This is a genomic window from Natronomonas sp. EA1, assembly GCF_051195035.1.
GTDB lineage: Archaea > Halobacteriota > Halobacteria > Halobacteriales > Haloarculaceae > JBNTJV01.
Genome location: NZ_JBNTJV010000005.1, coordinates 36,249 through 50,728, shown reverse-complemented (window position 1 = coordinate 50,728; position 14,480 = coordinate 36,249). Strand labels below are relative to the sequence as shown.

The following is a 14,480-nucleotide window of genomic DNA, read 5'->3' as shown; positions in this document are numbered from 1 at the left end:
TTGTATTAGCACAATAGAGGTTTAACAACGTTATGCCAACAATCGGCCTTTACACCGCGACCGAGAACGAACTCGGGTCGATCCAGCGAGCCGCGACCCGAACAGATATCGACCTCGTCGTCCGATCGGAGAGCGATTTCGACGACCAGCGCGACGTCGACGCGTTCCTCGACGAACTCGTCGGCCCCGCCGACACCGACGCGTCCAGCAGTAGGGCGTCGGACGACGACGCGACGGCGGCGATCTTCTGGCTCCACGGGGCCGAAGAGAGCATGCCGGGATACAGTCACGCTGTCAGCCGACTCGACGATGCCGGCGTCCCCCTCGTCGTCAAGTCGACCGGTGACGCCTACGCCCTCGAGGACACGTCCGTCCCCGCGGCGGCCCGCGACAGCGTCTACGAGTATCTGGACCGTGGGGGGACCAGCAACGTCGCGAACTGCCTGCGGTTCCTCGCCGACGAGTTCGGCGATGGTGACTACGCGTACGACGCCCCGATCAGTCTCCCGACCGAGGGGGTCTACCACCCCGACCACCCGGGGGCGTCGTACGACGAACTCGTCGCCACGTTCGACCCGCGAAAGCCGACGGTCGCGGTCTGGTTCTACGAGTCCCACTGGACCCACGAGAACACGCGCTACGTCGACGCGCAGGTGCGGGCCATCGAGTCGCAGGGTGCGGACGCGCTGCCGATCTTCTGTAACCCGGCGACGGACACCGACGAGCAGTGGGACGCGGAACGCGTCACGGCGGAGTGGCTTCTCGATGGCGGTGAGCCCGTCGTCGACGCCGTGCTCTCCTCGTTTATGTTCTCGCTGTCGATGGCCGAGCGCGGGCGCGCCGCGGACGACGAGGGGGCCGCCGCCGCGGACGTCTTCCTCGACAAACTCGGCGTCCCCGTCATCCAGACGGTGACGACGATGCGCTCGCGCTCCCGGTACGAGGCGAGCGACACGGGCGTGATGGGGTTCGAACTCGCCCTCTCGGTCGCGCTCCCGGAGTTCGACGGGAACGTCATCACCCACCCCATCAGCGGGAAGGAGCGCACCGACGACGAGGCCGGCATCGGGAGTGCCCCCAAACAGCATTTCCCCATCGACGACCGGGTCGACCACGCCGCGCGGCTCGCGGTCAACTGGGCGCAGCTGCGACACACGCCCACCGAGGAGAAGCAGGTCGCGGTCGTCCTGCACAACTACCCGCCGAGCGACGACGGCATCGGTACCGCCTTCGGCCTGGACAGCCCCGAGAGCACCGTCAACCTGCTCGAGGAACTCCGCGACCGGGGGTACGACCTCGGTGGCACCCTCCCGGAGAGCGGGCAGGCACTCGTCGAGCGACTGACCGCCCAGCTGACCCTGGACGACCGCTGGGTCGCCCCGGCGGACGTCCGCGAGTTGAGCGTGGATGTCGTCTCCACGGCGCAGTACCGCGAGTGGTTCGCGGCCACCGACGACCGGTTCCAGGCGAACATCGAGGCGGAGTGGGGGGCGGTCCCCGACCGCCCGTTCGCCATCCCCGGCGTCGAGTTCGGGAACGTCCTCGTCACCGTCCAGCCGCCGCGCGGGTTCGGGATGGACCCCTCGAAGGTGTACCACGATTCGGACCTCCAGCCCCCCCACGACTACGTGGCGTTCTACGGCTGGCTCCGGCACAGCTTCGAAGCCGACGCGGTCGTCCACCTCGGCACCCACGGGAGCCTGGAGTGGTTGCCGGGGAAGACCGTCGGCCTGAACGGGGAGAGCGCCCCGGACCAGCTCGTCGACGACCTCCCGAACGTCTACCCGTACATCATCAACAACCCCGGTGAGGGGACCCAGGCGAAGCGACGGTCGTACGCCGCCATCGTCGACTATCTCACCCCCGTCATGCGGAACGCCGGGACGTACGACGAACTGGCCGAACTCGAGGCGCTCGCAGACCAGTACCGCGAAGCCGGGATGGAGGACGCCCGCACCGACGACGGCGAGGGGCTCGAACGCCTACTCCGGGAGACGGTCGACGACCTCGACCTCGCGGTGGAGCTCGGTATCGACGGCGAGATCGACGAGAAGGCGGACGTGCGCGGCCCGGAGGAGGCCGGAACCACGCTCGCCGAGGGAGCCGTCGACGGCGACGAGGTGTCCATCGACGAGCTCGTCGAACGGGTCCACACGTATCTCACCGACGTGAAGACCACCCAGATACGGATGGGGCTTCACACGATGGGCGAACCCCCCGAAGGCTCCCGGCTCGTCGAGTATCTCGTCGCACTGACGCGACTGGAGAACCCGGGCGGGCCGAGCCTCCGGGAGAGCGTGGCCGGCGTGCTCGGTGTCGACTACGAGCGGATGCTCGACGCCCCCGGGACCTACGACGAGGCCCTCGGCATGACGCTGTCCGAGGCGGCCGACGAGGTGTACGAGACGAGCCTGCGACTGGTCGAGACGCTGGCCGAACACGAGTTCGACATCCCGGCCTCGGAGGTCGCGGCCGGCCCCGACGAGGAGGTGAACATGAACCTCCTCGTCGTCGACCTCGACCCGCTGGGGGACGCGCGCGCGAAGTCGGGCGCGCACGACGACCTCCGGGACGCGCTGGCGTTCATCTGTGAGGAGGTCGCCCCGCGCGTGGGAGGGGCGGAAGCGGAGATCCCTCGCACGGCGGACGCGCTCGCGGGCGAGTACGTCCCACCGGGGGGGAGTGGTGCACCGACGCGCGGCGGGGTCGACCTGCTGCCGACGGCCCGGAACTTCTACACGCTCGACCCGCGGAAGGTCCCCGCGAAGAGCGCGTGGCGCGTCGGGCGGGAGGTGGCGGAGGGTATCGCCACCCGTCACCGGGACGAAGCGGGCGAGTACCCCGAGGAGGTCGGCGTCGTCGCCTGGGGGACCCCGACCGTCCGCACCCGCGGTGAGACCATCGCCCAGGTGCTCGCGCTGATGGGCGTCGAGCCGGTCTGGACCGACGCCGGTCGCATCGACGACGTCGAGCCCATCCCGCTGGAGGAGCTCGGGCGACCCCGCATCGACGTGACGACGCGGGTCTCGGGGCTGTTCCGCGACGCCTTCCCGCAGGCCGCGGGTGTCATCCACGACGCCGTGGACACCGTGGTCGCGCTCGACGAACCGCACGAGCGGAACTACGTGAAGAAACACGTCGAGGAGGAGACCGAGCAGCTCGCGACCGAGGGGGTCGACGACCCCGAATCGGCTGCCAAACGGCGGGTGTTCACGACCCGCCCCGGCGGCTACGGTGCGGGCACGAACAAGGCCGTCGACGAGGGGAACTGGGAGGACCGCTCGGACCTCGCGGAGGTGTACGTCCAATGGGGCGGTTACGCGCTCGGGAAGCGGGGGCGCGTCTCCGAGGCGCACGACGCCTTCGAGCGCCGTCTCGGGAACGTCGACGCCACCGTGAAGATCGAGGACACGGCCGAACAGGACGAGTTCGACAGCTCCGACTGGTACGCCTTCCACGGTGGGTTCATCACGGCCGTCGCGGAGATCGCCGGCGAGGAGCCCGCCTCCTACGTCGGGGACTCCAGCGATCCCGACAACGTGGCCGTCTACACGAACGAACAGAAGGTCCGCAAGGCGATGCGGGCCCGCGTGCTCAACCCCGACTGGCTCGACAGCATGGAGGAACACGACTACAAGGGTGCCGGCGACCTGTCGACCACGGTGGACGTGGTGCTCGGCTGGGACGCGACCACCGGCGTCGTGAGCGACACGCTCTGGGACGATGTCGCCGAGAAGTACGCGTTCGATGCGGACCGGCAGGCGTGGCTACGCGACGTGAACCCGTGGGCGCTGGAGAGTATCACCGAGACACTCCTCGAGGCGATCGACCGGGGGCTGTGGGACGCCGACGATGCGACGGCCGACCGACTCCGGGATATCAACCTCCGGGTCGACGGTGACCTCGAGGCGCGTGCGGACCGCGGAGCCCCCTCGGAGGTGACGAGCGATGACGACTGAGGAGGGGAGAACCGAGGACGAGGACGGATTCGAGGCGTACGCCGACCTCGGAGCGACCACGGAGAACGCGATGGCGATCGCGGAGACGAGCATGGATCGCGTCCGCGAGCTCGTCCCGGACGAGACGCTGGCCGACCGCATCCGCCAGAAGGCCGTGCACGCCACGGGTGACCCGGAGTTCCAGCATCTCGTCCGGTTCACCGGCGAGACGGCGGACGAGCCGGTCGTCGCCGGCGCCCGGGCCGTCCTCGCGGAGCGGCCGATCGTGACCGACATCACGATGGTCAAGGCGGGAATCACCGGGCGCGGCCACGACTGTCCCGTCCGGAAGGCGATCGGGAACGGCGCGGAGCTGGCGGCCGAGACGGGGATGACGCGGACGGCGGCGTCCGTGTTCGAACTCGACCGGGCGGGGGCGTACGACGACGCCATCGCCGTCGTCGGAAACGCCCCGACCGCCGCGCTCGCGCTCGCAGACTGTATCGAGGACGGGACGCGGCCCGCGGTCGTGGTCGCCACGCCGGTCGGCTTCGTCAAGGCGGCGGAGAGCAGGACCCGGCTCCGGGAGGTGGCCGCGGTACACGGCGTCCCCGCCATCACGAACGTCGGTCGCCGTGGCGGAAGCGGCCTGGCTGCCGGGCTGACGAACGAACTCGTCCACGTCGCCAGTGACGTGCGAGAAGACGAGCTCGTCCTGCCATGAGCGACGGATACGACCTCGAGTCGGGCCCGGACCCGGCGACACTCGCGGCGGCCCAGCCCGAACCCGACGGTCCGGCCACCGCGGAGACGGTGTCCGCCGTCGGCATCGGCCCGGGGAACCTGGAGTACCTGACGCCGCGTGGTGACCGCGCTATCCGGGAGGCGGACGTGGTCGTGGGGTTCGAGACGGTCGTGGACTTCGTTCGCGAGCGGACCGACGCGGACCTGCTCACCTGCGGGTACCGTGACGAAGCGGCGACGCTCGAGAGCTTCGCCGAGCGGGTCGCCGACGGGGCGGCCGGCACGGCGGTGTTGATGGGCGACCCGAACCACTCCGGCTACCAGTTCGTCGGGAAGGTGCAGGCCGCCGTCGACGCCTCGGTCCGGGTCATCCCGGGGATCTCCTCCCTGCAGGTGGCCGCGAGTCGGGCACGGACGCCGATGGAGGACACCGAGTTCGTGACGCTCCACAAGAGCGGGGATATCACGGCCGACATCGACCGGCTCCGGGCCCACGTCGGCACGCGGCATCTGCTGGTCCTCCCTCGCCCCTACGACTGGATGCCGGAGGACATCGCGGCCGACCTGCTCGACGCTGGCGCGCCACCCGAACTGAACGCGCTCGTTCTGGAGCGGTTGACACACGACGACGAGTCCGTGACGCGGACGACGCTGGGGGCGCTCGCGGCCCGCTGTGAGGTCGACAGCTCCCCGTTCTCTGACCTCTCCGTCCTGGCGGTCCGACGCGAATAAGCGGACCGTCCCCGGGGCGGGCCCGGGTGACCAAAACTTATTTCCCATCCCACCGCAAGCCCCTATACAAGCAAGATTGGGGAAACTCAAGCTCACTTTCCCAACCGAGATATATGACTTCAGAATCCATCCTGCTCATCGGCCGCGAGACGAGAAACGCCCGCGAGGTGTTCGCCACCCAGGCTACCCGGCTCGCGGCCCTGACGTCGGTCGAGACCATCGAGGTCGCGACCTACGAGGAGGAGCCGATTCGCGAACTTCGCGACCAGCTCCAGGGGATAACCGCCGACCGCGTGTACGCGGTTCCGATGTGTACCGCCCACACCCACGACACGCTCAACGACGTTCCCGCCGTCCTCTCGTACGTCCCGGGTGAGGTCTACTACTGCGACCCGGTCGGGGGGAGTCCGGCGGTCACCGGGGCTATCGAAGCGCGAGCTGCGGCACGCGTGCCCCCTGCCGACGACGTGACGCTGGTTCTCGTCGGGTTCGGGAGCAGTTCCAAGCCCCACCATCGCCGAACTGCGGACTATCACGCGGCCCGCATCCGCGAGGGGGCAGACTACGGCGACGTGGTGACGTGTTATCTCCTCCAGAACCCCGCCGTCGAGTGCGTTCGGTACAACATCGCGACCGACCGTGCGGTCGCAGTCCCGCTGTTCCTGTCGCGGTCGGCGGCCACCGAGGAGAGCATCCCCGCCGAACTCGAGCTCGACCGCGGTGGGCTCGTGTACACCGACCCACTGGGGGACCACCCCCGTATCGCGGACGCGGTGCACGCGGAGGTCGAACGACAGCGCGCACTGGCTTCAGCCGATGGACTGGCGTCCCCCTCGCTCGTGCGCGGGGAGGAGCATCGCCCGGTCGCGACCGACGGAGAAGGGCTTTGACCGGGGGGCCTCAATCCTCGTCAATGACGCCTCTCACCGCCGGACCGATAGCCACGCTCCACCGCGAACGCCCCAACGACGCGCCCGGTGTGGGCCGATGAAGGGCTTCGTCCTCGGTGGCACCCACTCGGGCGTCGGGAAGACGGTCGCCACCCTCGCCATCATCCGGGCGCTCGACGAGGGCGGCTACGCGGTTCAGCCGGCGAAGGCCGGACCCGACTTCATCGACCCCAGCCACCACGAACGGGTGGCCGGCCGCCCGTCGCGGACGCTCGACCTGTGGCTCCAGGGCACGGAGGGCCTCCGGCGGAACTACTACCGCGGTTCGGGTGACGTCTGCGTCGTCGAGGGGGTGATGGGGCTGTACGACGGCGACGGCTCCAGCACCGCGATGGTCGCCGAGGCGCTCGACCTCCCGGTCGTCCTCGTGGTCGACGCAAAAGCCGGGATGGAGAGCGTCGCCGCGACCGCGCTCGGCTTCCGACAGTTCGCGTCGCACGCGGGCCGCGATGTCGAAGTCGCAGGTATCGTCGCCCAGCGCGCCCACGGCGGCCGCCACGAGGAGGGAATCCGAGACGCCCTCCCGGACGACATCGCGTATCTGGGCCGTATCCCGCCACAGGCAGACCTCGAGATCCCCGACCGCCATCTCGGACTCCACATGGGCGACGAGTCACCCCTCGCGCCCGAGGTCCTCGACGCGGCGGCCGACCACCTCCGGACGGACCGGCTCGTCGACCTCGCGCGCACACCCCCGCGACCGGCGGCCACGCCCGAGCAGGCGCGCACGGGCAAGCGCATCGCCGTCGCCAGGGACGCGGCGTTCCGGTTCTGCTATCCGGCGACCGTCGAGCGACTCCGCGAGCGCGGCGAGGTGGTCACGTTCGCGCCGACCGCCGGCGACGACCTGCCCGCCTGTGACGGGGTGTATCTCCCGGGTGGGTATCCGGAGTTGCACGCCGAGACACTCGCGGAGAGTCCGGCGCTCCGACAGCTGGGTGCCGAAGCGGCCGACGGTCTCCCCGTCCTCGGCGAGTGCGGCGGGCTGATGGCGCTCACCGAGTCGCTGACTACTGCCGAGGGGGTGACCCACGAGATGGCCGGCGTCCTCCCCGCGGCCGTGCGGATGCACGACCGGTATCAGGGGCTGGACCACGTCGAACTCCGGGCCCGCCGTGATACCCTCACCGCGTCCGCGGGAACCTCCATCCGTGGCCACGAGTTCCACTACTCCAGCGCGGAGACGGCTTCCGATGCCCGGTTCGCGTTCGACGTGGTGCGCGGCGAGGGAATCGACGACCAGCGGGAGGGGCTGTCCGAACACCGGACGCTCGGGACGTACTGTCACGTCCACCCCGAGAGCGGGGCGTTCGACGCGTTCGTCGACTCGCTGTGAGAAACACGGACAGCCCACGTGTCGGGGGGGCTCGTGTTCAGGAGGGGCGTCCGTCGACGCGGTCGCGGAACTCCCGCGTGATGTTCCGGATCGTGACACTGCTCACGTCCGCGGCCGTCGCGACGGTCGACTGGGTGAGCCCGTCCGCGGCCAGATACACCGCCATCGCGGCCTTCCCGTCGTCACCGCGCGCGTTGCCGGGGACGGCGTCGTCGTACTCGTCGACCAGCTCGTGGGCGGCCGCGACCGGGTCGTCGGCCATCCCCAGCTCCCGCGCCAGCTCGTCGACGCGCTCGTGGACCGCGTCGTTGGGGGGGCGAAGCGCCTTGGGGTCGAACGCATCGAGGGTCTCGTTGAGCGTCTCTACGGCGTCTTCGGCGGCCGCCTCGCTCGCCACGCCGGCGATCAGCAGCTTCCCGCGCTCGGTCACACGCACCGTTCCCGCCACGGGTGGGTCGTAGACGAGTCGTTTCCCGCCACGGTCGCTCTCCTCGAGCGTCGCCCCCGGCATCTCCAGGACGACGGCATCGAGTTCGAGGTCGAGTCCGAGCGCCCCCGAATAGACCATGTTCTGCACGGTGAACCCCTCGTCCGCGTCAGGCTCCTCGCCCCGAGTCGCGTCGTCCGAGGGCCGTCCGCCGCCACGGTCGTCGAGGGCGCGCTCGGTCGGTGAGCGTATCGACGGGGGTGACTCCGGGACCGTGATCGACCCCGGTCCGTCGCTGCTCGCGCGCGTGAGGCGACTGGCGACCGCCGGCCCGACGCCGTCGACCTGCGTGAGCTCGTGTTCCCTCTTCCGGAGCACCGTCTCGACGGAGCCGAACCGCTCGACCAGTCGCTCGGCGACGGCCGCCCCGACCCCATCGACCTGCATCAACGCGCGCTTCGCCGCGGCCGTCGATCCCGCCCCGCCCCGGCTCTCACCCGGGGTCCCGGCAGCCTGTGTGATGTTCTTCGCCGTCGTCTCCCCAACGCCGGGAACGCTCCGCAATCCCGACTCGGACGCATCGAGGACCGCCTCCGCGGAGCCGTAGCGCACCAACAGCGCCTCTGCGACGGTCTCACCGACACCGTCGATTCCTGTGAGGAACTCGTGGTCCTCGTCGCTGGTCATGCCTACCCTGTCCGAGTACGGTCACTTGTGTGTATCGGCGGCTCCGGCGAACCGGGGCGGCCCCTCCGACGGAGGAGAGGGGCACCACCAGGCGGGGACGCCTCGATGCGGTGTCCGTCCCGTCGTGATTTCGCCAACTTTCATTCCGCAGCCAGCTGTTACGGGTGTATGGCGCTTCAGGAGGTCTTCGATTCCCTGCCCGCGAAGTACGCGGCGCTCCTCGCGCAGCTCGGGGAGTTCGTGCTCGTCTCGGCGCTCCTCTACGGGGTTGGGCGGCTCGTCGTCGTCCCGGCCGTCAGCTGGCTGTTCGCACGACAGGCGTTCGAGCCGACGTTAGAGCGCGCGTTCGAGAAGGTGCTCCGGGTCGTGGTCGTCCTCGGTGCTATCGCCGTCGGGGCCTCGATGGCCGGCTTCACGGCGTTCCTCGGTGGGTCGGCGCTCATCGTCGCCGCCGTCACGCTCGCGGTCGGCTTCGCCGCCCAGGACGTCCTCTCGAACTTCGTCGCGGGGGTGTTCATCGTCCACGACCGGAACTTCAACATCGACGACTGGATCGAGTGGGAGGAGAAGGCGGGGTTCATCGAGGATATCGGGTTCCGGGTCACCAGGATCCGGACGTTCGACAACGAGACGATCACCGTCCCGAACACGGAGCTCGCGACGAACGCCGTCACGAACCGCATGAGCAACGACACGCTCCGCATCTCCTACAGCGTCGGCATCGGCTACGGGGACGATATCGACGAGACGACACGCATCCTCACCGATGTCGCCGCGGACCACGAGCAGATCTTGGCGGAGCCGGCTCCCTCCGTCCGGGTCACCGACCTCGGGGACAACTCGGTGCTCCTCCAGTCCCGGTTCTGGATCGCGGACCCGGACCGGGAGGACTTCTCCGTCACCCGCTCGGAGTACATCCAGACCGTCAAAACGCGGTGTGAGGCCGCCGGTATCGACCTGAGTACGACCACCCAGCACGACGTCTCGGGGGAAATCGCGGTCGACGACGGGGGGCCACCGTCCGCCCTCGGGGGGTGATGCTGTCTTCTGGCTGTCAACAACATACATAACAGTCGAGAAGTGAGTACGACGCAGTGTCTCGACACGAGCACGGGAGTCTGTGGCTACTCGGAGCCAGCGGCCGGTCCGGTGAGACGTCCGTGGTCTCGTGGCGAGCAGCTGAGGGGTCGAAATGACGCTTCTCGACGTAGATGACCTCGTGGTGCGGTACGACACGCCAGACGGCCCACTCCACAGCGTCAACGGCGTCTCGTTCACGATCGAGGACGGCGTCAACTACGCACTCTCCGGCGAGTCGGCCTCGGGGAAATCGACGACCGCGAAGGCGATTCTGGGACTCTTGCCGGACCACGCAGCGATCGAGTCGGGGTCGATCGAGTTCATGGGTCGTGACCTGCGGGCGATGTCGCCGGCAGAGCGGCAGGACCTCCTCTGGGAGGAGATCGCGTTCATTCCCCAGACGGCGATCAACGCGCTCGACCCGATGATGACCGTCGGTGGGCAGGTTCGCCAGGCGATCCAGACCCACCGGACGCTCTCGACGGCACGGGCGAAACGCCGGACTCGGGAGCTGTTCGAGACCGTCGGACTCAACCCCGAACGGACGGACGACTACCCCCATCAGTTCTCCGACGGGATGTGCCAGCGGGTCGTCATCGCGATGGCGCTCGCGCTCGACCCGAAGCTCATCATCGCCGACGAGCCGACGACGGGGTTGGACGTCGTCGTGCAGGACGAGATCATCGACAACATCCTCACGATACAGGAGGAGACGGACAGCTCACTGCTGTTGATCACTCACGACCTCAGCGTCATCGCCGAGACCTGTGACGAGCTGTCCGTGCTGTACGGGGGGATGGTGATGGAACAGGGGTCGGTCGATAACCTGCTTCTCAACCCCTCGAACCCGTACACGATGGGGCTCAGAAACGCGTACCCGTCGTTCGGCGGCGACCACGAGGGAGATCTCGTCTCGGTCCCCGGCGAGCCGCCGAACCTGGATTCGCGCCCGACCGGGTGCGTCTTCGAGCCCCGGTGTCCGTTCGCGACGGATCGATGTGGTGAGTCGGTTCCGGAGCTGGAGACACTTCCCTACCGGAACCACCGGGTGGCCTGTCACCACGTCGAGCGGTCGAACCAGATGCGGACGGCGGCCGATGCGTCCGAGACGTGGGGTGGAGCCGTCGAGGGCTCGCGCGACCCCGACGGTGAGGTGCTCCTCGAGGTCGAGGGGCTCAGGAAATGGTACGAACGCGACGGGTCGATTCTGGGTCGGCTCCCCCTCGAAAGCATCTCCCCCTCCGTGACGGGCCTGACGAGAAGCACCAGCGATTGGTTCGACCGTCGCGGTGAGATACTCAAGCAGGTGTTCGGCGATGAGAACACCCCCGTGCGTGCGGTCGATGGGGTGTCGCTGCAGGTCTCACGTGGCGAGATCCTGGGTATCGTCGGCGAGTCCGGCTGTGGCAAGTCGACGCTCGGGGAGACGCTTGCGCTCCTCGAGGAGCCGACGGTCGACCGCTTCACGTTCGATGGCCGCTCGTACGAGTACTACCAGGAGCACCTCCAGACGTTCCGACAGAAGCTCCAGATCATCTTCCAGAACCCCTACGAATCGCTGAACCCTCGCCAGACGGTCGAGCAGATCGTCACGGAGCCGCTGACGATCCACGACCACCGACCCGGTGAACACGAGACGATCGTCGAGGAGACGCTCGAGAAAGTCGGACTGGCGCCCGCAGACCGGTATCTCGACCTGTACCCGAACGCCCTCTCCGGCGGTGAGCGCCAGCGGGTCGCCATCGCGCAGGCGCTGGTGCTCGACCCCGAACTGCTCATCTGTGACGAGCCCGCCTCGATGCTCGACGTCTCCCTGCAGGCGGAGGTGCTCAACATCCTCCGTGGGTTGGCCAACACCGAGGGTATCGGCGTAGTCTACATCTCGCATGACCTCGCCAGCCTCTCACAGATCGCCGACCGGCTGGCGATCATGTATCTCGGCCGGTTCGTCGAGCGGGGGTGGACGGACCGGATCATGGACGACCCACAGCACCCCTACACCGAGGCGTTACTGGGGGCGGTCCCGGAGACGAACCCGCGTGGCGACCGCGAGCGGACGCGCCTCGAGGGGAAGCCGGCGCTTCCCTCGCGACCGGCCTCGGGCTGTCGGTTCGCGCCACGCTGTTCGAGAGCGAGCGATGCGTGCTGGGACGACGAGCCCGAGCTGTCCGAGTGGACGGGCGAACACCACTCCGCGGCGTGTTTCCACCCGGCCGAACGCATCTCCGACGACGACTGACCCCGGTCCAACGACCCCTGGCCACTGTACTCGGTTCTCCGCTCCGGATTCCAGGGGGGACTTAAACGCCGAAGATAATCGGGCCCCATCGGAGGCAGATTCACGCGGGTACTACAGCAACCGACGGGCAGGCATGACGACAACCGGACCAGAGACCACTACGCCCCCGACGCCTGCGTTGGGGCCGCTGTTCGACCCCGACTCGGTCGCTGTCGTCGGCGCGAGTCCCGACTCGTTCTACTCGGGGAACCTCGTCGACAACCTGCTCGACTACGGCTTCGACGGCACCCTCTACCCCGTCAACCCGAACCGTGCGGAAGCGTGGGGCCGCCCGTGCTACGACAGTCTCGAGGCGGTCCCGGAGCCGGTCGACCTGGTGGTCGTGAGCGTTCCTCGCGAGTACGTCGTCGAGGTCGTCCGATCGGCTGGCGAGCACGGTGTTCCCATCGCGCTCGTTCTCACGGCGGGGTTCGCGGAGGCGGACGACACCGGCACCGAGTTGGAGCGAGAACTGGCCGCCGTGGCGAGGGAGGCGGGTATCCGTGTCGTGGGGCCGAACTGTATCGGGGTGATGGCCGCCCGTGGGGCGACGCTCACCTCGACGTGTTCGCGCGCCCCCGAGCCCGGGGGGGTCGGCCTCGTCAGTCAGTCGGGCGCGCTCGCGTTCACGACGTTCTTCGAGCGCGCAGCCGACAGGGACCTGCATTTCAGCCACATCGTCTCGACGGGGAACGAGACCGACCTCACACTCACCGACTACGTCGCCTATCTCGCAGCGCAGGATGACGTGGACGTGGTCTGTGCGTATATCGAGGGGATCGACGAGCCGGAACGGTTCATGCGCGTCTCCGAAGACGCGGTTCGACACGGCACGCCCGTCCTGACGGTGAAGATCGGGCAGTCCGAGCTCGCCGAGGAGGCCACGCTCTCGCACACCGGCTCGCTCACGGGCGATGACGACGCCTGGGAGGCGGCCATCGACCAGACCGGGCTCCAGCGCGTGCCGGACATCCCCGATCTCCTCGCGCAGGCGAACGCACACACCGCCTACGACGCACCTGACGGGGACCGCATCTGTATCGCGTCGACCAGTGGTGGACTCGCGAGCTTGCTCGCCGATTTGGCCGCCGAGCGCGGCCTACAGCTCCCCGATATCGACGGTGCGACCGAGCGTGCGCTCCTGGAGATGGACGAACTCCTCACCTACGGCGAACTCCACAACCCCGCCGATATCCGAGGATACGGGGCCGACGCGCTCCCCGCGATCGCCGAGATCCTCCTCGACGACGACGGGTTCGATGCCTACGTCTTCGCCATCGGGCTCTCGGCGGTCGACGACCGCGCTGCCGACATCGCGGCCGATTTAGAAGCCATCACCGACCGAGCGGATGTGCCGGTCTACGTGCTCTGGACCGGTCGCAAGGAGCCCGACGACCCGACGGCCACGCCACCGTACGCCCGCCTCCGGGAGTCGGTGCCGGTCTACGAGGACCCGAGCCGCTGTCTCGACGCCGTCGCCTCGACGTGTGACTTCGCCGCGGCTCGCGACCGGCTCACCGACCAGCCGCCGAGACACGCGCTCTCGACGCGCGATGACCGCTCGGGAGCCACCGGTGTAGACCGCCCCGATGTCGCGGTGCCGAGCGGGCGCGTCCTGACGTGGGCCGAATCGGAAACCCTGCTCTCGGCGTTCGACGTGCCGCTCGTGGAGACGCAGCTCGTCACCGACGCTGCGGACGCTGCGACTGCCGTCCAGTCGATGTCCGGTCCGGCCGTCCTCAAGATCGATTCGCCGGCGCTCCCCCACCGGACGGATATCGGGGCGGTCCGGCTCGGTGTGTACTCGCCCGCCGAGGCGCGCGCGGCCTACGAGGAGGTGGTCTCGGCCGCGCGGGCGCACGCGCCCCCGGAGGAGGTCGAGGGGGTGCTGGTCCAGCCGATGGTCGATGACGGAATCGAAGCGATGGTCGGCGTCGCACCGGGTGACGTCTTCGACTCGCTCGTCACCGTCGGCGCAGGTGGCATCCTCGTCGAAGCGCTCGGCGAGAGTGCGACGCTCGTCCCGCCGTTCTCGCGGGCGGACGCCGAACGCGCGGTCGAGTCGACCGTCCTCGATGACCTCCTCACCGAGCGTCGTGACGGTGCCCCCTTGGCCACCGACCCGCTCGTCGACCTGCTCGTGAACGTCGGCGATCTCGTCGCTTCGGTCGACACCGTCGTAGAGCTCGATCTCAATCCAGTCGTCGTCACCGAGGACGGTCCCGTCGCCGTCGACGCGCTCGTCCGGACGGCCGACCCCGCCGACACGGAAGATGACACGTAGGCAAGTGACACGTAGGCAAGTGAG

General features: G+C 68.9%; 9 protein-coding genes. 8 read left to right on the top strand and 1 reads right to left on the bottom strand.

Features of this window, described 5'->3' with window-relative positions; translation table 11 throughout:
• Window positions 1-32: 32 nt before the first annotated feature.
• The 5 genes from cobN (at window position 33) to ACQUQR_RS15025 (ending at window position 7,700) form a co-directional block, all read left to right on the top strand.
• Window positions 33-3,959, top strand: a complete 3,927-nt coding sequence (cobN, locus tag ACQUQR_RS15045) for a cobaltochelatase subunit CobN (RefSeq protein ID WP_435197337.1) — start codon at window positions 33-35, stop codon at window positions 3,957-3,959.
• Entirely contained in the window at window positions 3,949-4,662 is a 714-nt protein-coding gene (locus ACQUQR_RS15040; RefSeq protein ID WP_435197336.1) for a precorrin-8X methylmutase, read from the top strand. The genes cobN and ACQUQR_RS15040 overlap by 11 nt, the downstream gene beginning before the upstream one ends.
• Window positions 4,659-5,414, top strand: coding sequence for a cobalt-precorrin-7 (C(5))-methyltransferase (locus ACQUQR_RS15035; protein ID WP_435197335.1), 756 nt, complete (start codon window positions 4,659-4,661; stop codon window positions 5,412-5,414). Before ACQUQR_RS15040 ends, ACQUQR_RS15035 begins: the two co-directional genes overlap by 4 nt.
• A gap of 113 nt (window positions 5,415-5,527) precedes the next feature.
• Window positions 5,528-6,304 carry a CbiX/SirB N-terminal domain-containing protein gene (locus ACQUQR_RS15030; RefSeq protein WP_435197334.1) on the top strand — a complete coding sequence of 259 codons (777 nt, stop codon included), beginning with the start codon at window positions 5,528-5,530 and terminating at the stop codon, window positions 6,302-6,304.
• 97 nt (window positions 6,305-6,401) lie between these two features.
• Window positions 6,402-7,700 carry a cobyrinic acid a,c-diamide synthase gene (locus tag ACQUQR_RS15025; RefSeq protein ID WP_435197333.1) on the top strand — a complete coding sequence of 433 codons (1,299 nt, stop codon included), beginning with the start codon at window positions 6,402-6,404 and terminating at the stop codon, window positions 7,698-7,700.
• A 37-nt stretch (window positions 7,701-7,737) separates the two neighbouring features.
• Here ACQUQR_RS15025 and ACQUQR_RS15020 read toward each other — a convergent pair whose 3' ends face one another.
• The gene (locus ACQUQR_RS15020; protein ID WP_435197332.1) at window positions 7,738-8,814 is read right to left on the bottom strand and encodes a helix-hairpin-helix domain-containing protein; all 1,077 of its coding nucleotides are present in this window, start codon (window positions 8,812-8,814) and stop codon (window positions 7,738-7,740) included.
• Window positions 8,815-8,982: 168 nt separating this feature from the next.
• On the opposite strand from ACQUQR_RS15020, the gene ACQUQR_RS15015 reads away from it, so the two are divergent.
• The 3 genes from ACQUQR_RS15015 (at window position 8,983) to ACQUQR_RS15005 (ending at window position 14,456) form a co-directional block, all read left to right on the top strand.
• Entirely contained in the window at window positions 8,983-9,852 is an 870-nt protein-coding gene (locus ACQUQR_RS15015) for a mechanosensitive ion channel family protein (protein ID WP_435197331.1), read from the top strand.
• 154 nt (window positions 9,853-10,006) lie between these two features.
• Window positions 10,007-12,133 (top strand): dipeptide ABC transporter ATP-binding protein, encoded by a 2,127-nt coding sequence (locus ACQUQR_RS15010; protein WP_435197330.1) that lies wholly within the window; start codon window positions 10,007-10,009, stop codon window positions 12,131-12,133.
• Window positions 12,134-12,266: 133 nt separating this feature from the next.
• Complete coding sequence (locus ACQUQR_RS15005; RefSeq protein ID WP_435197329.1) at window positions 12,267-14,456, top strand: acetate--CoA ligase family protein; 2,190 nt, start codon at window positions 12,267-12,269, stop codon at window positions 14,454-14,456.
• Window positions 14,457-14,480 lie beyond the last annotated feature (24 nt).